The 18295-nt window shown below is 50.7% G+C and carries 19 protein-coding genes; 13 read left to right on the plus strand and 6 right to left on the minus strand.

Features of this window, described 5'->3' with window-relative positions:
* The first annotated feature begins 5 nt into the window (after nt 1-5).
* The 8 genes from FGS84_RS14290 (at nt 6) to FGS84_RS14325 (ending at nt 7299) form a co-directional block, all read left to right on the plus strand.
* Entirely contained in the window at nt 6-1292 is a 1287-nt protein-coding gene (locus FGS84_RS14290; RefSeq protein ID WP_138309216.1) for a glycine/sarcosine/betaine reductase component B subunit, read from the plus strand.
* Nucleotides 1293-1304: 12 nt separating this feature from the next.
* Nucleotides 1305-2606, plus strand: a complete 1302-nt coding sequence (grdB, locus tag FGS84_RS14295) for a glycine reductase complex selenoprotein B (RefSeq protein WP_138309217.1) — start codon at nt 1305-1307, stop codon at nt 2604-2606.
* Complete coding sequence (locus FGS84_RS14300) at nt 2603-2845, plus strand: hypothetical protein (RefSeq protein ID WP_243129979.1); 243 nt, start codon at nt 2603-2605, stop codon at nt 2843-2845. The genes grdB and FGS84_RS14300 overlap by 4 nt, the downstream gene beginning before the upstream one ends.
* 164 nt (nt 2846-3009) lie before the next feature.
* Nucleotides 3010-4398 carry a glycoside hydrolase family 1 protein gene (locus FGS84_RS14305; protein ID WP_138309218.1) on the plus strand — a complete coding sequence of 463 codons (1389 nt, stop codon included), beginning with the start codon at nt 3010-3012 and terminating at the stop codon, nt 4396-4398.
* Nucleotides 4399-4427: 29 nt separating this feature from the next.
* Nucleotides 4428-5711, plus strand: a complete 1284-nt coding sequence (locus FGS84_RS14310) for a PTS transporter subunit EIIC (RefSeq protein ID WP_243129980.1) — start codon at nt 4428-4430, stop codon at nt 5709-5711.
* 90 nt (nt 5712-5801) lie between these two features.
* Nucleotides 5802-6104 carry a PTS sugar transporter subunit IIB gene (locus FGS84_RS14315; protein ID WP_138309220.1) on the plus strand — a complete coding sequence of 101 codons (303 nt, stop codon included), beginning with the start codon at nt 5802-5804 and terminating at the stop codon, nt 6102-6104.
* Nucleotides 6104-6412, plus strand: a complete 309-nt coding sequence (locus FGS84_RS14320; protein ID WP_138309221.1) for a PTS lactose/cellobiose transporter subunit IIA — start codon at nt 6104-6106, stop codon at nt 6410-6412. The genes FGS84_RS14315 and FGS84_RS14320 overlap by 1 nt, the downstream gene beginning before the upstream one ends.
* A 113-nt stretch (nt 6413-6525) precedes the next feature.
* Nucleotides 6526-7299, plus strand: coding sequence for a histidine phosphatase family protein (locus tag FGS84_RS14325; protein WP_243129981.1), 774 nt, complete (start codon nt 6526-6528; stop codon nt 7297-7299).
* A 101-nt stretch (nt 7300-7400) separates the two neighbouring features.
* On the opposite strand, the gene FGS84_RS14330 is transcribed toward FGS84_RS14325, so the two are convergent.
* From FGS84_RS14330 to FGS84_RS14355, 6 genes are all read right to left on the minus strand, one after another.
* Nucleotides 7401-9263, minus strand: coding sequence for a PTS sugar transporter subunit IIA (locus FGS84_RS14330; RefSeq protein WP_138309222.1), 1863 nt, complete (start codon nt 9261-9263; stop codon nt 7401-7403).
* 136 nt (nt 9264-9399) lie between these two features.
* On the minus strand, nt 9400-11145 hold the full coding sequence (locus tag FGS84_RS14335) for an NADH-dependent [FeFe] hydrogenase, group A6 (RefSeq protein WP_138309223.1): 1746 nt from the start codon (nt 11143-11145) through the stop codon (nt 9400-9402).
* Nucleotides 11146-11163: 18 nt separating this feature from the next.
* Entirely contained in the window at nt 11164-12954 is a 1791-nt protein-coding gene (gene nuoF, locus FGS84_RS14340) for an NADH-quinone oxidoreductase subunit NuoF (RefSeq protein ID WP_138309224.1), read from the minus strand.
* A 14-nt stretch (nt 12955-12968) separates the two neighbouring features.
* Nucleotides 12969-13346 carry a (2Fe-2S) ferredoxin domain-containing protein gene (locus FGS84_RS14345; protein ID WP_002568573.1) on the minus strand — a complete coding sequence of 126 codons (378 nt, stop codon included), beginning with the start codon at nt 13344-13346 and terminating at the stop codon, nt 12969-12971.
* A 181-nt stretch (nt 13347-13527) separates the two neighbouring features.
* The gene (locus FGS84_RS14350; protein ID WP_002575933.1) at nt 13528-14085 is read right to left on the minus strand and encodes an ATP-binding protein; all 558 of its coding nucleotides are present in this window, start codon (nt 14083-14085) and stop codon (nt 13528-13530) included.
* A 4-nt stretch (nt 14086-14089) separates the two neighbouring features.
* Nucleotides 14090-14584, minus strand: coding sequence for an NAD(P)H-dependent oxidoreductase subunit E (locus FGS84_RS14355; RefSeq protein WP_138309225.1), 495 nt, complete (start codon nt 14582-14584; stop codon nt 14090-14092).
* 214 nt (nt 14585-14798) lie between these two features.
* On the opposite strand from FGS84_RS14355, the gene FGS84_RS14360 reads away from it, so the two are divergent.
* The 5 genes from FGS84_RS14360 (at nt 14799) to FGS84_RS14380 (ending at nt 18210) form a co-directional block, all read left to right on the plus strand.
* A complete protein-coding gene (locus tag FGS84_RS14360; protein ID WP_138309226.1) occupies nt 14799-15146 on the plus strand; it encodes a DRTGG domain-containing protein in 348 nt (115 codons plus the stop codon).
* An 81-nt stretch (nt 15147-15227) separates the two neighbouring features.
* Nucleotides 15228-15650: an ATP-binding protein gene (locus FGS84_RS14365; protein WP_138309227.1), complete on the plus strand. Its 423-nt coding sequence runs from the start codon at nt 15228-15230 to the stop codon at nt 15648-15650.
* Between the two features lie 35 nt (nt 15651-15685).
* The gene (locus FGS84_RS14370) at nt 15686-17080 is read left to right on the plus strand and encodes a [Fe-Fe] hydrogenase large subunit C-terminal domain-containing protein (RefSeq protein WP_138309228.1); all 1395 of its coding nucleotides are present in this window, start codon (nt 15686-15688) and stop codon (nt 17078-17080) included.
* A gap of 90 nt (nt 17081-17170) precedes the next feature.
* Nucleotides 17171-17503, plus strand: coding sequence for a hypothetical protein (locus FGS84_RS14375; RefSeq protein ID WP_138309229.1), 333 nt, complete (start codon nt 17171-17173; stop codon nt 17501-17503).
* A complete protein-coding gene (locus FGS84_RS14380) occupies nt 17500-18210 on the plus strand; it encodes a PHP domain-containing protein (RefSeq protein ID WP_138309230.1) in 711 nt (236 codons plus the stop codon). Before FGS84_RS14375 ends, FGS84_RS14380 begins: the two co-directional genes overlap by 4 nt.
* The last annotated feature ends 85 nt before the right edge of the window (nt 18211-18295 follow it).

Genomic DNA, 18295 nt, shown 5'->3' on the forward strand with positions numbered 1-18295 from the left:
ACATAATGAAACTGACACTGAATAAATTTCATGTACAGGACATTCAATTTGCAGAGGCCAGCAGCTTTTGCCATGGTGTCTTATACATAAATAAAACAGAATTGGCTGAGTATCTCATGGAAGATACCAATATCCACAGCGTGGATTTTGACATAGCAAGGCCGGGGGAGTCTGTGAGAATCGTGCCCATTAAGGATGTGGTCCAGCCGCGTTACAAGCAGAGTGGCACAGGGCAGGTATTTCCGGGATTTGTGGGGGATGTGGAAACAGTTGGAAATGGTGAGACAAATGTGCTGGAGGACTGTGCGGTCGCCACATCCGGGAAAATCGTGGCCTTTCAGGAAGGCATTATCGATATGTCGGGTCCTGGGGCGGAGTTTAACAGTTTTTCAAACATGAACATCCTGGTTCCCCTGATTTTCCCGGTTGAAGGGCTGGATAAGCACACCCACGAAGCCACGGTCCGCATCGCAGGCCTTAAGACCGCTGCGTATATGGCTAAAACTACTCTGGGCCTGGAGCCGGATGAGAGGGAAGTGTTTGAACATGAAAGCATCCTGGAGATGGGGCGCAAATACCCTGATTTGCCAAAGGTGGTATATGTGGACATGGTTCAGTGCCAGGGACTGATGCACGATACATATGTATATGGCCTCAATGTGAAGGGAATCCTTTCCACCATGATTGGCCCACTGGAGGTGCTGGACGGAGCTATTATCAGCGGAAACTGTGCGGCGCCCGGACATAAGAATGCCACCATTCACCATGAGAACAATCCCATTATTCTGGATTTGCTGCGCAGGCATGGGAAGGAGCTGTGTTTTGTGGGCGTCCTTCTGAGCAATGAAAGCGCCATGCTGAAGGAAAAGAAACGGGCGGCATATTATACCAGCAGCCTGTCTGAACTGTTAGGCGTGGACGGTGTGATTGTCAGCGAGGAAGGCGGAGGAAATCCGGAGACGGATTTGATGTTTAACTGCAGGCTCCATGAAAAAAAGGGAATCAAGACTGTGCTGGTTACGGATGAGTACTGCGGGCGCGACGGGGCATCCCAGGGACTGGCGGATGTAACCCCGGAGGCAGATGCAGTGGTAACCAATGGAAACGGCAACCAGTTTGTGGTCCTTCCGAAGATGGAGAAGGTGATTGGAGACATAGAGACGGTCCGCATCATCACAGGGGGAAATGTGGACAGTATAGGCGAGGACGGGACTGTTTCCGTGGAGATTGCGGCAATCATGGGCTCATGCTGTGAAATGGGGTATGAGCATATGACAACACGTTTGCGGTAGAGGAGAAACCATATGAAGAGAATTGTACATTATCTGAATCAGTTTTACGGTCAGATTGGCGGGGAGGAGTTTGCTGACCAGGAGCCAATCCTGCGGGAGGGCATTGTGGGACCCGGAACAGGTCTGCAGGCTGTCCTGGGGGAAAAGGCCCGGATTGTGGCCACTGTAATCTGCGGAGATAACTATTTTGCAGACCACCAGGAGGAGGCGCTGGATAAAATATTATCCATGACAAAGGAGCTGGCGCCGGATATGTTCATTGCTGGTCCGGGGTTCAATGCAGGACGCTACGGACTGGCCTGTGCAACCATCTGCGATGCGGTTAAGAGGCAGTTTTCCATCCCGGTCCTGACGGCATTGTATCCGGAGAATCCGGGAGCCGAAATGTTCCGCAATAAGATATATATCGTGGAGACAGCCATCTCTGCCGCGGGTATGCGTCAGGCCCTGCCTGTTATGGGTAAGCTGGCGGAAAAACTGCTTGAAGGGGAAGAGATTGGATTCCCGGAGGAAGAGGGATATATTGCCCAGGGATTCCGCGTGAATGTGCACACGGAAAAGAACGGCGCAGAACGTGCAGTGGACATGATGATAAAGAAGCTGCGGGGAGAACCGTATGTCACAGAGCTTCCCATGCCTGTATTTGACCGTGTAAAGCCGGCTCCCGCTGTAAAGGACATAGCTCATGCCAAAATAGCATTGATTACATCCGGCGGCATTGTGCCTCAGGGGAATCCGGACCATATCCCGTCGGCCAATGCCAGTATATACGGCGTCTACGACATAGAGAATCTGGACCGTCTGACCAGCCAGGGGTTCATGACAGTCCATGGGGGATACGACCCCGTATACGCAACAGAGGACCCGAACCGTGTACTTCCCCTGGATGTGTGCAGGGAAATGGAACGGGAAGGGGAAATCGGGGAGCTGTACGGACGGTACTACAGTACGGTGGGCAACACCACTGCAGTGAGCAGCGCAAAGAGGTTTGCTGAGGAGATTGCCCAGGATATGATGCAAAGCGGAGTGCAGGCGGCTATCCTCACATCCAACTGAGGGACCTGTACCCGTTGCGGCGCAACGATGGCTAAGACAATAGAGAGTTTTGGAATTCCGGTTGTACATATCTGTTCCATTGTGCCTATTTCCATGGCAGTAGGAGCCAACCGAATCATACCGGCAGTGGGGATTCCCTATCCTGTGGGAAATCCGGGCCTTCCAAAGGAGGAGGAGCTCCAGGTAAGAAGGCGCATTGTGAAAAAGGCGCTGGAAGCATTGTCCACGGACATTGAAGACCAGACTGTATTTGAATGATGATGAAGAATTGGCTGAAAAATGAGGCGCTGAGGCGCTGCCTTTTTCCTCTGGCATTTTTATGTATCTTTATCGTATGGAGACTGGCGGAACATGGTTTTCGGAATATATGGATATACCTGCTGCTGACGGCCGGCGTCATATGCCTGGTTCTGGACCGTGTCTTTAAACCCTGGGAGCATTACAGGATGAGAAAACGCCGGGAGAAGGGACAGCAAAAACAGGATAAGAAACTATAATATGAATCAGATATTCAGACAGAAGCGGATGCAGGAGTAACCTGTGCATCCGCTTCTTTCATTTCCGCCTGGTTGGTTTTTCCTTTGTGCAGCGGAAAAATCAAATTTTATCTTTTGGCCGCGGCTTGCTATAATAAGGCCATAAAAGACAGGAGGGATAGAACGTGAACGATTTTTTATGGGGAGGAGCAACTGCCTCCTACCAATGCGAGGGCGGCTGGCAGGAAGGCGGGAGGGTGGAATCCATGTGGGATGTGTATTTGCATGAGAACCATCTGGAGAACGGGGACGTGGCCAGCGACCATTACCACCGTTTCAGGGAGGACATCCGCATGATGAAGGAAGGAGGCCAGAACAGCTACCGTTTTTCACTGGCCTGGCCCAGAATCATCAGAAACAGGGAGGGGGAAGTGAACCAGGAGGGCATTGATTTTTACAATCAGCTGATTGATGCCTGTCTGGAATATGGAATCACACCCATGGTAACCATTTTCCATTGGGACCTGCCCCAGTACCTGGAGGAAAAAGGCGGATGGCTGAACCGTGAAACATGTGCGGCATACACCCATTATGCAAAGATATGCTTTGACCGGTTTGGGGACCGGGTAAAGCTGTGGGCAACCTTTAATGAGCCAAGGTATTATACCAACAGCGGTTATCTAATCGGCAACTATCCTCCGGGACACCAGGATATTCAGGAGACAGTTACTGCTTCCTACTATATGATGCTGGCGTCCGCCATGGCTGTGGAGGCATTCAGGGCAGGCGGATATGACGGGCAGATTGGAATTGTGCACAGCTTTTCTCCTGTCTATACCATGGACACAAGGGTGGAGTCAGCCATAGCCGAGAGATTTGCCGATAATTTCTACAATAACTGGATACTGGATACAGCGGCCCTTGGAGAAATTCCGGGAGATTTGCTGGGAGAGCTTAAAAAGACCTGCGACCTGTCCATGATGACTCCGGAAGACTTAGCCGTCATCCGCCGCAACAGGGTGGACTATCTTGGACTGAACTACTATGCCAGGGTCATGGTAAAGCCTTATGAGAGCGGGGAGACAACCCTGATAGTCAATAACCAGGGAAAGAAGGCAAAGGGGACTTCCCAGACCATCATTAAGGGCTGGTTTGAACAGGTAAGGCCGGAGAGCAGCCGTTACACGGAGTGGGATACGGAGATTTTCCCGGAGGGGCTGTATGAGGGGATACGAAGGGTATGGAATAAATACCATCTTCCCATCTATATCACGGAAAATGGAATCGGACTCTACGAGGATATATCTGTGAGCCAGGTGGAGGACGATGACAGGATTGAATTTATGGACATGCATATTGCAGCGGTGCTGAAAGCCAAGGAGGGAGGCTGTGATGTGCGGGGGTACTATGCCTGGTCGCCTTTTGATTTGTATTCCTGGAAAAATGGAACTGAGAAGCGCTATGGACTGGTTGCCATTGATTATGAAAACGGACTGGAACGCAGACCGAAAAAAAGCTATTACTGGTATAAGGATGTAATTGAAACGGAAGGAAAACATATTACAGGAAAATAATGGGGGAGTGTTATATGAATATACAGAGTATGAGCGTTTCAATGGAAAAATATGTTATGCCCATTGCCAACAAGCTGGGGAATGAGATACACCTGCGGGCAATCCGGGACGCCTTTATGTCCCTGCTGCCAATTACTTTTACAGGAGGTATTGCCGCCGTACTGAGCTCTGCTCCTTCTGCAGATGCCGCCGGAACGGGAATCACCCTGGCCTGGGCCAGGTTTGTGGAGAGCAACAGCATGATTTTCTCCTGGATTAACGCGCTGACATTGGGGGCCATGTCCCTTTATATCTGCATTGGAATCATCCATTTCCTGTGCAAGAGCCGGAAAATAGAGTCGTTTCTGCCGATTCTCCTGGGAGTCTGCGGATTTCTGATGCTGATTGCAGAGCCTGTGTCCCTTGGATGGGACGGAAAGATGGCGGAGCTGTCTTATATGGACGGCAAGGGGCTGATTCCGGCCATGTTTATATCCATACTGACTGCGGATTTGTATTGTTACATGAGGAAACGGGATTTTGGTAAGATTTCCCTGCCGGATACAGTGCCTGCATCTCTTTCGGATGTATTTGCCTCCATAGTGCCGGGGGCGGTACTGATGGTAATCTACATCGCGCTGTTTGCAATCATGAATAAAGTGGGAACCACGCTGCCGAAACTGATTTACAATGCCATTTCCCCGTCCCTGACAGCGGCGGACAGTGTTGGTTTCACCATTATCATTACACTGATGGTACATATTTTCTGGTTTTTCGGCATACATGACGCCGCCCTTTCAGGCGTGCTTGCGCCTATCCGTGACGGTAATTTATCCATCAATGCGGCTGCCCATGCAGCCGGGCAGGCCCTTCCGTCCATTTTCACCACGCCGTTCTGGGTATATTTTGTGGTGATTGGAGGATGCGGTTCCGTGCTGGCCTTGACAGCGCTGCTGTGCTTTTCAAAGTCAAAGCAGCTAAAGACCATTGGAAGGCTGGGAATTGTACCTGCGTTTTTCAATATCTCAGAACCTGTAATCTTCGGCCTGCCTCTTATGCTGAATCCTGTATTTTTCGTACCATTCCTGCTGACTTCGGTTATTAACGGCACTGCCGCGTATCTGACCATGCAGGTCGGCCTGATTGGAAAGAGCTTTGCCATGCTGTCCTGGCAGATGCCTTCTGTTATTGGAGCATTTTTTTCAACCATGGACTGGAAAGCGCCGCTGCTTATCCTGGTTTTGATTGTGGCAGACGGGCTGGTGTATTTCCCGTTCTACAAGATTTATGAGAAGAATATGGTCAAGCTGGAAAGCGGGGAAGAGGGAAACTAAATAGAAACAGCCATTTAAAATAGTAATCCAGGACAATGGTTCCAAAGGGGAATCCACAAAAACCAATCCAAAAAAGGAGGATATAAATATATGAAACGAATCGTATTATTATGCAATGGCGGTTTATCCACCGGAATTCTTGTAAAAAAAATGAAAGCAGCAGCAGAGGCCCAGGACTTTGCATGTGAGATTTCAGCTGCCCCTGTTTCCGATGCGGAGGCAGTGGGAGCAGAGGCAGACCTGATTCTCCTGGGCCCCCAGGTGCGGTTCCAGATGGAGACCGTGAAAAAGCAGGTGTCATGCCCCGTGACATCCATCGACCCTGTGTCATACGGCACAATGAATGGGGAGAAGGTATTAAATCAGGTAAAAAAAGAATTGGGGGAAGCGTAATGGAGGATATGGAACTGATTTGCCTGCAGATTATCAGCAATGCAGGCGAGGCCAGGAGCGAGTCCATGGCTGCCCTGGCTGCTGCCAGAAACAGCAGATTTGACGAGGCCGGGGAACATCTGGCTGCCGCCGGGGAGAAAATGAAAGAGGCGCACCATGTACATACCAGGCTGATAACCATGGATGCCAACGGGGAATTGGATAAAATCAGTCTTATCATGATTCACAGCGAGGATATTATGATGGGGGCGGAGATTACATTGGCTCTGGCAAAGGAAATTGTGGAGCTGTACAAAAGCAGAGCTTAGAAACGGGAAGGTGATAAGTTCCCGGGTGGAGCCGGGAGCTGTCCGGAATCATGATAAAGGGAAGGGATACAGAGATGGAGAAGCAGATGAGAATAAAAAAATGGTGTATATGTATGGTATTGATTACGGGGATAGCGGCATTGTCCGGCTGCCGGAAACAGGCTGATGGGGAACAGGCAGAGCCGCTGGCAGCAGAGCAGAAAGCCGTCACAATTTATCTGGTCCGGCACGGAAAGACCTTTCTGAACACCACAGGACAGGTGCAGGGCTGGGTGGATTCGCCTCTCACGGAGGAAGGGGAATCCCAGGCTGATGCGGCAGGAAGAGGGATGAAGGATATTCCGTTTGTCACTGCGTTTTCCAGCGATTTGGGCAGACAGCGTGCAACGGCAAAGCGTATTCTGGCCCAGAATCAAGGGGACATCCCTGAGCTGCAGGAAGTCATCGGGCTGAGGGAAGAGTTTTACGGCGGCTTTGAGGGCAAACCGGATGCGGAGCTGTGGCGTCCGATTTACGAAGCCAACGGGGTTTCCTATGATGAGAACCAGTCAACCTATCTGAATCTGTCAAAAAAGGAGAAGGTGGATACAATTGCTGCCATTGACCCGCTGCATATGGCGGAGAACTATGAGGATATCTCAAAACGTTCCATTGAGGTCATGGATACAATTGTAAAGACAACCCAGGAGGCAGGCGGAGGAAACGCACTGGCGGTATCCAGCGGCGATGAGATTGCAACCATTCTGGATTTGCTGGTGCCTGAGCAGTATCAGGGGGAGCATATATCAAACTGCAGCGTAACGGTCCTGACTTATGAGAATGGCGGGTATACGCTGGAAACGTGCGGGGATGTGAGCTATATGGAGGCAGGAGAAGAAACGGAATAAATCAGTTAAAAATACATTGCAGGGAAACTGGCAGCCTGACAGGGGAAGATACATACCCGGTCAGGCTGTTTCTGCCATTTATACAGTTATAAAAGGTCAGTCTAAATCAATAAATCCATAAACTGCCGGCAATCCCTGACCTTTGCCAGCTTGTAAATGGTATTGGTTTTAAACAGGTTATCAATCATTACATTATAGACAGGAATAATGGTGTGGTTCCAGGTTGGGGCAAGGGCAAAGAGAAAGATGATTTTCACATTGTACTCGCCCCAGGGGAGCTTGTTTTTCAGCACGCAGACGCAGACAGCTGTCCGCCTTGCGTTGTTTTCCATGGCGTGGGCAAAGGCAAAGCCGGGTTCAAAGGCAGTAGGTGCAATGGATTCGCGCTGCATAACGCTTTCCAGGAACCCCGGTCCCACATATCCCTGCTCATAAAGCCTTTCGCACAGAAAGGCCACTGCATCCTGGCGGGAATCGAATTCCATGTCGGTAAAGAACAGGGAGGGTTTGAATAAGGTCCTGAAATAGGTCCTGATGCTGTTGACCTCGCTGTCCCTGACAACAGTGAGCAGCTTTTCCTTCTCATGATAGTTCAGAAAGTTCCGGCACAGGATTACCGGCACCTCCCCGGGCTGGAAGGGGAGGGGGACCGTGGTGAGGACGGCCAGGATGTCTTTGGGCATTTCCAGGGGACAGTCAAAGATGGACCAGGTATAGGCTATTTTAAAGCGGCACTCGCCCATGTCCTCCAGGCGCTTGACTATAAGCTCTTTGATTTGTTTTCCGTAGGGATTAACCAGCGCCACCTTTTGCTCTGTCTTTCCGAGATTTGTCTCCATGGCCCGTATGAAGTGTATGGCGAAAAGGCTGATTTCGTCTTCGCTCAGGGATGTGCCTGAGAGATTGTTGAACCGGTCAGCGAAAAAAATGGCAATGTCGTATTCCAGCGGATATTTGGATTTAATAGTAGCAAGCACCGGATTGATGACGTACTGTCTGTGCCGCCTCCGTTCCAGGGCGCCGTGGAGCTGCTCGGTCATTTCATGACAGAATTCCTTATCAATGGTAAAATCAAAACCATATTCCACGTTGATTTCAATCAGTATCTTTTCCAGGAGAGTTTGGGCCTGGCTGTCCGGTTTTTCGTTTACGTGATAGAAATCATTTTGAAAGAGTCTGGAGAAGTACCTGTGTTCCGAGGGTGGGAAGGTGATAAAAAGCCGTGAACCCAGTTCTTCTAAAAAATGCCTGCCCGTGCTTAAGGCATCTTCATCGGGTTCATTGTCAGGTGACATTTCTGGCATAAAAAAGCCGCATACAGCCCGCTCGGCCATGACAGCAGTGCCGATGAGCAGGCGTACAATGGTGGTGTCATAGAGGTGCCGCCGGAGAAGGTCCAGTTCCCGGAACATCAGTTCCTTCAGCTCCTTTAAATCTACAATGTCAAAAAAAGGCTGGAATTGTTCCATATCAAAATAATGGTTAACATTCCGGTTCATGATATAGAGGGTGTAGTAGGAACGTTTTTGTTCCTCTGAGGCGGACAGGGAGAGGACTCCGTTCTGTTTGATGATGGCCGGCTGGCCGTGGCGTCTGGTCATGTTCCGGTTCAGCTGGGCCACCATTTTAGTGAGCAGGGCATCGCTGATGAACAGCTCATCCGCCAGTTCCAGATAAGGTGTTTCCCGGCAGAACAAAACCTGCCGGATGATAACCCATTCCAGGTCGTCTTCCGGAAGTCCGTTTTCTGAAGTTCGGACCCGCTTTTCCCGATGTCCGGCGTCTATGAAGTAGCCCTGTCCTTTTTTTGAGCAGATAACCTCCTGCGCCTGGGACCCGTTGATTTCCTTGATATCGCTTCTTACGGTCCTATCGCTGATATGCAGAAGGGCGGCAATCTGCTGGGATGTCAGGCAATCATGTTCTGCCAGCAAATCCCAAATCCGTTTCTGACGTGCAGTCATGGTATCCTCCTGGAATGTAGCAAAACAGCGGATGCAGGGGCAAGCCTGCGGTCCGCTGTTTTGCATATATGTACATTGCTTGCAAAAACCATTGAAAATCTGTCTTTACGGAATATACGTGATTATGGTGTGGTGATTAGTGCTGGTTAATGCTCCTCTTTACATAAGTGGTGTGGAGCAGGTGATGTGCTTTCTCACTTCCTGGCTCGCCCAGGTAAGTGGCGTAGAGTTCCTTGATGGCAGGATTCTCATGGGACTTACGGATTGGGTTGCCTAAATCGATATCGTAGAGCACCTTTGCCCTCAGACTGCGGATGTCCGTTGTGTTGCGCACATGTCCTGGCTGCTGGGGCTGTCCGCCGCCGTTTACACAGCCGCCGGGGCATCCCATGATTTCGATGAAGTGATAGCTGGCTTCACCGGATTTAACCTTATTCAGCAGTTCTCTGGCATTGCCCAGGCCTGAAGCTACTGCAATCTTTACTTCCATGCCGGCTACATTGTAGGTGGCTTCCTTGATTCCCTTTGTGCCGCGGACTTCTGTGAAGTCCGGCTTGGGCAGCTCTTCGCCTGTCAGGGTTTCCACGGCAGTTCTGAGGGCGGCTTCCATAACTCCGCCTGTTGCGCCGAAGATAACGGCTGCGCCGGTTCCAAGGCCCAGAGGTGCGTCAAACTCCTCATCCGGCAGGTCTAAGAACCTGATGCCGGCCTTCTTAATCATGCGGGCCAGCTCCCTGGTGGTGATGGATATGTCCACATCCGGCATTCCGTTGGCATCCTCGTCCTCGCGGCCAATCTCAAACTTCTTGGCAGTACATGGCATTACGCTTACGCTTACAATGTCCTTCGGGTCAATTCCTGCCTTCTCGGCATAGTAGGACTTGGCAATGGCGCCAAACATCTGCTGAGGAGATTTACAGGAAGACAGGTTCTCTGTCATGTCCGGGAAATAGTGCTCGCAGTATTTTACCCATCCAGGTGAACAGGAAGTGATGAGCGGCAGTACGCCTCCGTTTTGTACACGGTCAATAAACTCATGCGCTTCCTCCATGATGGTAAGGTCTGCGGAGAAATTGGTATCAAATACCTTGTCAAAGCCCAGACGGCGCAGGGCTGCAGCCATCTTGCCTTCCACATCCGTGCCGATAGGCAGTCCGAATTCCTCGCCAAGTCCTGCGCGTACAGCAGGGGCAGTCTGGACAATCACATGCTTTTTGGGGTCTGCTATGGCTGCAAATACATCTGCGGTGTAATCCTTCTCAGTCAAGGCGCCGGTTGGACATACGGCGATACACTGACCGCAGGATACGCAGGAGGTCTCTCCCAGGCCCATCTCAAAGGCAGAGCCGATGGAAGTGGCAAATCCGCGGTTGTTGGCGCCGATAACGCCGATGCCCTGTATGTTTTCGCAGACAGCCACACAGCGGCGGCACAGGATACATTTGCTGTTGTCCCGAATCATATGGGCGGCAGAGGTGTCAATCTCAGACGGGGTAATCTCTCCGTCATAGTAACCCTCGTCGTCAACGCCCAGCTCATGGGCCAGCTCCTGAAGCTCGCAGTGTCCGCTGCGGACACAGGACAGACAGGAACGGTTGTGGTTGGATAACAGGAGCTGTAATGTCTTCTTCCTGGAATCCAGTACTTTAGGTGTATTGGTAAATACTTCCATGCCTTCCTCAGCAGGATAGACACAGGAAGTTACCAGTTTTCCATTCTTTAATTCTACTATACAGATACGGCAGGCACCGATTTCATTGATTTCCTTTAAGAAACACAGAGTAGGAATCTCGATATGTGCCAGTCTGGCTGCCTCCAGGATTGTGGAACCCTTGGGAGCGGTGACTGCAATGCCGTTGATTTTAAGATTAATTGTCTCCATCGTATATTCCCTCCCTCATTATTTCTTGTAGATAGCGCCGAATTTACATTTTTCCATACAAGCGCCGCACTTGATACACTTGTTCTGGTCAATGACATGGGGATTCTTTACAGAGCCCACGATTGCTCCGGCAGGACAGTTGCGGGCACACAGCGTACATCCGCGGCACTTGTCACGGTCAATGTTAAAGGAGAGAAGCGCCTTGCATACGCCCGCTGGACAGCGCTTTTCCTTGATGTGTGCTTCGTACTCGTCGCGGAAGAAATGAAGGGTGGAGAGTACTGGGTTGGGAGCTGTCTGGCCCAGGCCGCACAGTGAGTTGGCCTTTACATAGTGACAGAGCTCCTCCAGCTTATCCAGGTCTTCCATTACAGCCTGGCCTTTTGTAATCTTGGTCAGGATTTCCACCATACGTTTGGTGCCGATACGGCATGCAGTACATTTGCCGCAGGATTCCTCCACAGTAAATTCCAGGAAGAATTTGGCGATGTCCACCATACAGTCATCTTCGTCCATTACAATCAGACCGCCGGAACCCATCATGGAACCAATGGAAATCAGGTTGTCGTAGTCAATGGGGATATCAAAGTGCTCGGCAGGGATACATCCGCCGGAAGGTCCGCCGGTCTGTGCCGCCTTAAACTTCTTGCCGTTTGGAATGCCGCCGCCGATTTCTTCAATGACAGTGCGCAGGGTAGTGCCCATGGGAACCTCCACAAGGCCGGTGTTGTTAATCTTGCCGCCCAGTGCAAATACCTTGGTTCCTTTGGATTTCTCAGTACCCATGGAAGCAAACCACTCAGGACCATTCAGAATAATCTGAGGAATGTTTGCATAAGTCTCAACGTTATTTAAGATACTTGGCTTGCCGAACAGACCCTTCTGTGCAGGGAACGGAGGTCTGGGTCTTGGCTCGCCGCGCTTGCCCTCGATGGAGGTCATAAGAGCAGTTTCCTCGCCGCAGACAAATGCGCCGGCGCCCAGACGCAGGTCGATGTCAAAGTCAAATCCGGTTCCGAAAATGTTCTTGCCTAAGAGTTCCATCTCACGGGCCTGCTGGATTGCGATTTTCAGGCGTTCCACAGCAATGGGATACTCAGCACGGACATAAATAAAACCCTGGTTGGAGCCGATTGCATAACCGGCAATGGCCATGGCCTCCAGAAGAGCATGGGGGTCGCCTTCCAGCACGGAACGGTCCATGAATGCGCCGGGGTCGCCCTCGTCCGCATTACAGCATACATATTTCTGGTCGGCGTCATTCTGCTTACAGAGCTTCCACTTAAGACCGGTTGGGAAACCGGCGCCGCCGCGGCCCCTGAGTCCGGCATCCAGCAATGTCTGGATGACATCATCCGGAGTCATCTCCGTGAGCACCTTGCCCAGTGCCTGGTATCCGCCTGTACCTATGTATTCCTCAATGTTTTCAGGATTGATGACACCGCAGTTGCGCAGGGCGATGCGGTGCTGTTTTTTATAAAAGTCAGTGTCAATCAGCGCCTTGATGCCGCCGGTAGGGCTTACGGTCTCCTGGTACAGAAGACGTGTCACCACACGGCCCTTTAACAGGTGCTCGGAAACAATCTCAGGAATGTCGTTTACCTGCACCATGGAGTAGAAGGTGGCATCCGGGTATACAATCATGATAGGACCTAAGGCGCAGAGTCCGTGGCAGCCTGTCTCTACAACAGCCACTTCCTCCTCCAGTCCCTGATGTTTGATTTCATATTTTAAAGCTTCCATAATCTTCGGGCTTCCGGAAGAAGTACATCCGGTACCACCGCAGACTAATACGTGTGAACGATACATCGTACTTTCCTCCTTTATTTAAGACCTGCAGCGCCCATGGTGTATTTCTCCACAGGATGGCCGCCAACCAAGTGGCGCTCAACCACTTCCAGGGCTTTGTCGGCATTCATTTTCACATAAGTAATCTTATCCTTTCCAGGCTCCATGACTTCCACAATGGGTTCGTACTGGCATAAGCCGATACAGCCTGTCTGGGTAACGGAAATTTTATTGGTAAGTCCTCTTTTCTGGACTTCGTCTGCAAGCGTATTCAGAACCGGCCTGGCGCCGGCAGCGATACCGCAGGTAGCCATACCTACAACCACACGGATATGGTCATGGTCTTCGGCACGCATGTTTACCTGGCTCTGCATCTTTTCTCTGATTGCCTGTAATTCAGCAAGAGTTTTCATATGCGATTATCCTCCTCGTTATGAGCACTTAGTGACCGTACTTTGGTCACTTATGTGCGATACATGTCATCTCCACTTGGTGAGGTGTTTCACGAACCTAGTGGAGTGGCTCGTTATGAGCACTTAGTGACCGTACTTTGGTCACTTATGTGCGATACATGTCATGTTCGTCGATACCCCTTTAAATCAGGGCACCTCCGTCAGTTTCCTGTTGATTCTCTTTCAGATATTCCATTATGTAAGCAGACACTTCAGGGGTATTAAGCGGGATTCCGCCAAGAATCTCCCTCATCTCCCGGGTGTCCAGGGTGAATGATGCATCGTTGTATGTATAGGTATAAAGAAAATCCGTGTCAGGATGATATACGATTAAATTGTGTATGGTGGCGTTCATGTCGCCCAAAGGCATCCTGTCAATATGGGACAGTCCAAAGACTGCTGTCACGGTGGTTCCCTTACCTGGTTCCGATTCAATATGGAAGCTGCCGCCAGTGCTTTCCGCGGCATATTTGAAAAATGGAATCCCAAGCCCTACCTTTCGGGTGGTTCTGGTGGTAAAGAAAGGGTCCGTCACATGGGCTGCCTGTTCCGGCGTCATCCCGCATCCGTTGTCGGCTATGACAATGGTCAGCTTGTCAGCGCTTGTATCAGCGGTTACCAGGATGGTCACCAGCGAGGCGCCTGCCCGCGTGGAATTCTCCGATACATCTAATACATTCAGGGAAATCTCTGTCATCATAGGCTTAGTTGTACTTGGCTAAAATGCCTGGTATGTCATCAACAGTAAGCCTTCCGTATACCTCGCCGTTAATCATCATGACGGGCGCAAGTCCGCAGGCGCCAACGCATCGGCAGGAGTCCAGGGAGAATTTGCCATCTGCTGTGCACTCACCATTGGTGATGCCCAGCAATTCTTCCAGTTTCCTGAAGATTTCACCGGAGCCTTTAACGTAACATGCGGTACCGAGACAGACAGATATCTTATACTTACCCTTTGGCTGTAATGCGAACTGGGCGTAAAATGTGGATACTCCGTAGACTTTTTCCAGCGGAATACCCATTTCGTCAGATATCATGGTCTGCACTTCGATAGGAAGATAACCATAAATTTCCTGGGCCTTCTGCATAACCGGCATCAGTGCGCCTGGCTGGTCACCCAGCTCGGCAATCACTGATTTCAGCGCTGCTTCCTGCTCAGGCGTCCCCATAAAGGGAACAGTTTGTTTTTTGCAAGCCATCTTTTTATTACCTCCTCACTAGTTGTACATTGTGCAATGTATCAATATTTTATCACGTATAGAAAAAAAAATCTACCATTAATGTGAAAATTCTAACGATAAAAAACATGTAAAAAAACGGAATTATATTGAAAACAGACAAAATGGATGGTATGCTATAATGTACGGAAATATGTACAATTGACAAGTAATGATAGCAAGGAGAGACAAGGGTATGACGGTTAGGGATGTAAAAGATGTATTAGGGGCCAGGGTTCTGGCAGGGGAAGAATTCCTGAATCGGGAGGTAAAGTCGGCCTGCGGTTCGGATATGATGAGCGATGTACTGGCATTTTCCAAAGACCACTCTGTACTTCTGACAGGTCTGTGCAATCCGCAGGTTATCCGGACAGCGGAGATGCTGGACATTGTCTGTATCATTTTTGTAAGGGGAAAGAAACCCGATGAATCCATGTTGGAAATGGCCAGGGACAGGGGGCTTGTAGTCATGGCCACGGGCCACCGCATGTTTTCTGCCTGCGGTATGCTGTACCAGGCAGGGCTGCACGGCGGGGCTGTCTGATGCTCCCGGCATCCGGGAATGCCGCAGGATGTCCCGGAAGGCACTGGGAGAGAATACATATAATAATGAAGGGAACCAATTATGGAGGAAGCAATTGTATTAACATATGACATATCGGCAGACGACTTCACAAGGGCAGGTGAAGCCAGCAGCGATGTGAAACGAAAATTGAAACAGATGGGTGTAAGTCCCGATGCCATCCGCAAGGTGGCCATAGCCATGTACGAAGGAGAAATCAACATGGTAATCCACGCCAAAGGGGGCGTCATTACTGTGGAGATTACAACGGAAAAAATCAGGATGATACTGGCTGACGTGGGTCCCGGCATACCGGATGTAAAGCTGGCCATGCAGGCAGGCTATTCCACTGCGCCGGATGAAATCCGTTCCCTGGGTTTCGGGGCAGGTATGGGCCTGCCGAATATGAAGAAGTATTCTGATTCCATGGATATTGACACCAGAATCGGAGAGGGGACCACCATTACCATGGTAGTGAACCTGTAGTATGCTTCGCAAGAATAAGAGAATGAGGTGGTAAAATGGATAAATTTTATCATTCCGTAAGGCTGGACGAATCACTGTGCAAGGGCTGCATCAACTGTATCAAGCGGTGTCCCACGGAGGCCATCCGGGTACGGGGCGGCAAGGCCAGTATCAATAACAAATTCTGCATTGACTGCGGGGAGTGTATCCGGGTTTGTCCCCATCATGCAAAGCTTGCGACCTATGATAAGCTGGATGTGATGAAGAAATATAAATACACGGTGGCCCTTCCGGCCCCGTCCCTGTACAGCCAGTTCAACAACCTGGATGATGTAAACATTGTGCTCAACGCATTGCTGCGCATGGGCTTTGACGATGTGTTTGAGGTCAGCGCTGCCGCCGAGCTGGTCAGCGAGGCTACCAGGCAGTATATATCGGAGCATGAGGGGCAGCTGCCCTTAATCAGCACGGCATGTCCTTCTGTGGTGCGTCTGATTCGGGTGCGTTTTCCCAATCTGATTCCCCATCTCCTTCCCATCAATCCTCCGGTGGAGGTGGCGGCTGTTCTGGCTGTCAGAAAGGCTATGGAGGATACGGGACTGCCAAGGGAGCAGATTGGCATTATGTTCATTTCCCCCTGCCCCTCCAAGGTGACCTATGTAAAGTCACCCCTGGGAACTGAAAAGAGCGAAATCGACCAGGTGCTGGCCATCAAGGATGTATATCCCAAGCTGCTGGCCTGTATGAAAACCGTTGTGGGCGAGGATTATCCTGTCATCGGCACATCGGGTAAGATTGGAATCAGCTGGGGACACAGCGGCGGAGAGGCCAGCGGTCTATTTACGGAGAATTACCTGGCGGCGGACGGCATTGAAAATGTGATTCGCGTGCTGGAGGACATGGAGGACCAGAAATTCACCAATCTGCGGTTTGTGGAGCTGAACGCCTGCAACGGCGGATGCGTGGGCGGCGTCCTGACAGTGGAGAATCCATATGTTGCAGAGGTCAAGCTGAAACGCCTCCGCAAATACATGCCTGTGGCCAGGAGCCATATGCATGAGAGCGAGGAAAATGTAATCAAATGGACCACCGGCGTCCAGTACGAACCGGTTTTCCGCCTTGGCAACAATATGATGGAGAGCTTTTCCAGGCTGAACCAGGTGGAGCGCCTCATGAAGAAGTTTCCCGGACTGGACTGCGGTTCCTGCGGTGCTCCTACCTGCAAGGCCCTGGCAGAGGATATTGTCAGGGGGGATGCCAATGAGACGGACTGCGTTTACTACCTCAGGGAAAACCTCCACAAGCTGTCTGAGGAGGTGGCTGTGCTGGCGGACGATTTGCATAACGGCGACAGGGGAGGCCAGGAGACACTGCGCATCCTGAAGGAATACATACAGAGAATCTCGGACGAGATGTCCGTGCTTGATAAGAAGGACGAGGATGAAGAGTGAAAGCGCCGTCATCCGGAGTTTCGGAAATGATTGTGCTTTATGGGAAATTACCCTAAATGGGAAAATGCTCTGGGAGCAAAGGAGGTTTTTATGACAGTTCAGGAATTGATTGACAAACAGATATTCGGCGTGGTGAACCTGGGGGACAGCCTGGACCGGCAGATTACGGTCCCGTTTTGCTGCGACCTGCTGAGCATTGCCATGGGCCGCGCCCCGGCAGGATGTGCATGGGTGACGGTTATGGCCAACATGAACACCCTGGCAGTGGCGGCCCTGACCGATACGGCCTGTGTCATTCTGGCAGAAGGTGCGGTTCTGGACGACGCTGCCAGGAAAAAGGCCATTGACCAGGAGATAACAGTGCTGTCCACGGATATGCCCATCTTTGAGGCGGCCCTTGAGATTCATGGTATGCTGTCATGATGAACCTGGCTTATGACCTGCACATCCATTCCTGCCTGTCGCCCTGCGGGGATGATGACATGACGCCTGCCAATATTGCAGGCATGGCGGCATTAAAAGGATTGGATGTGGCGGCCCTTACAGACCATAATACATGCCGCAACTGTCCGGCCTTTATGGCCGCTGCTGCGGAGTACGGCGTGCTGGCAGTGCCTGGCATGGAAATTAATACGTCCGAGGAAGTCCATGCAGTGTGCCTTTTCCCTACCCTGGAGAAGGCACTTGATTTTGACGCCTATGTCTATGATAAGCTGATTAAATTTCCGAACAGGGAAGAAATATTCGGAAAACAGCAGATTTACAATACCCAGGACCAGGTGTGCGGCACAGAGCCCAGCCTGCTGATTAATGCAACGGAAATATCCTTTGACAGCCTGTGGAACCTGGTCCGCTCCTATGACGGCGTCATGTTTCCGGCCCATGTGGATAAGTCAGCCAACAGCCTGATTGCAAACCTGGGCTTTATACCTCCGGACAGCTGTTTTAAGACAGCGGAGGTCAAGGACCTGAAGAAGCTCCATCAGCTGAAGCGGGATAATCCGTATCTGGAGCAGTGCCGGATTATCAGCAATTCGGATGCCCATTATCTGGAGCATATCAATGAACCCAGCCTTACCATACAGGTGGAGGAACGGTCCGCAGAGGCAGTGGTAAGGGCTTTGCTGTAGGATTATCAGAATAGGATTGAACCGTCTGCTTGCCTGCAGCGGCAATATTATAGAAAAAAGCAATGAGTACATAAAACATATAGAA

Source organism: Clostridium sp. 1001271st1 H5, assembly GCF_005845215.1.
Lineage (GTDB): Bacteria > Bacillota > Clostridia > Lachnospirales > Lachnospiraceae > Enterocloster.

Coding starts and splice junctions, on each gene's coding strand:
- nuoF (WP_138309224.1), bottom strand. CDS start 12,954: ATGTATCGTTCACACGTATTAGTCTGCGGTGGTACCGGATGTACTTCT.
- FGS84_RS14365 (WP_138309227.1), top strand. CDS start 15,228: ATGGAGGAAGCAATTGTATTAACATATGACATATCGGCAGACGACTTC.
- FGS84_RS14355 (WP_138309225.1), bottom strand. CDS start 14,584: ATGGCTTGCAAAAAACAAACTGTTCCCTTTATGGGGACGCCTGAGCAG.
- FGS84_RS14345 (WP_002568573.1), bottom strand. CDS start 13,346: ATGAAAACTCTTGCTGAATTACAGGCAATCAGAGAAAAGATGCAGAGC.
- FGS84_RS14335 (WP_138309223.1), bottom strand. CDS start 11,145: ATGGAGACAATTAATCTTAAAATCAACGGCATTGCAGTCACCGCTCCC.
- FGS84_RS14375 (WP_138309229.1), top strand. CDS start 17,171: ATGACAGTTCAGGAATTGATTGACAAACAGATATTCGGCGTGGTGAAC.
- FGS84_RS14370 (WP_138309228.1), top strand. CDS start 15,686: ATGGATAAATTTTATCATTCCGTAAGGCTGGACGAATCACTGTGCAAG.
- FGS84_RS14290 (WP_138309216.1), top strand. CDS start 6: ATGAAACTGACACTGAATAAATTTCATGTACAGGACATTCAATTTGCA.
- FGS84_RS14325 (WP_243129981.1), top strand. CDS start 6,526: ATGGTATTGATTACGGGGATAGCGGCATTGTCCGGCTGCCGGAAACAG.
- FGS84_RS14300 (WP_243129979.1), top strand. CDS start 2,603: ATGATGATGAAGAATTGGCTGAAAAATGAGGCGCTGAGGCGCTGCCTT.
- FGS84_RS14320 (WP_138309221.1), top strand. CDS start 6,104: ATGGAGGATATGGAACTGATTTGCCTGCAGATTATCAGCAATGCAGGC.
- FGS84_RS14330 (WP_138309222.1), bottom strand. CDS start 9,263: ATGACTGCACGTCAGAAACGGATTTGGGATTTGCTGGCAGAACATGAT.
- FGS84_RS14380 (WP_138309230.1), top strand. CDS start 17,500: ATGATGAACCTGGCTTATGACCTGCACATCCATTCCTGCCTGTCGCCC.
- FGS84_RS14310 (WP_243129980.1), top strand. CDS start 4,428: ATGAGCGTTTCAATGGAAAAATATGTTATGCCCATTGCCAACAAGCTG.
- FGS84_RS14315 (WP_138309220.1), top strand. CDS start 5,802: ATGAAACGAATCGTATTATTATGCAATGGCGGTTTATCCACCGGAATT.
- FGS84_RS14360 (WP_138309226.1), top strand. CDS start 14,799: ATGACGGTTAGGGATGTAAAAGATGTATTAGGGGCCAGGGTTCTGGCA.
- FGS84_RS14350 (WP_002575933.1), bottom strand. CDS start 14,085: ATGATGACAGAGATTTCCCTGAATGTATTAGATGTATCGGAGAATTCC.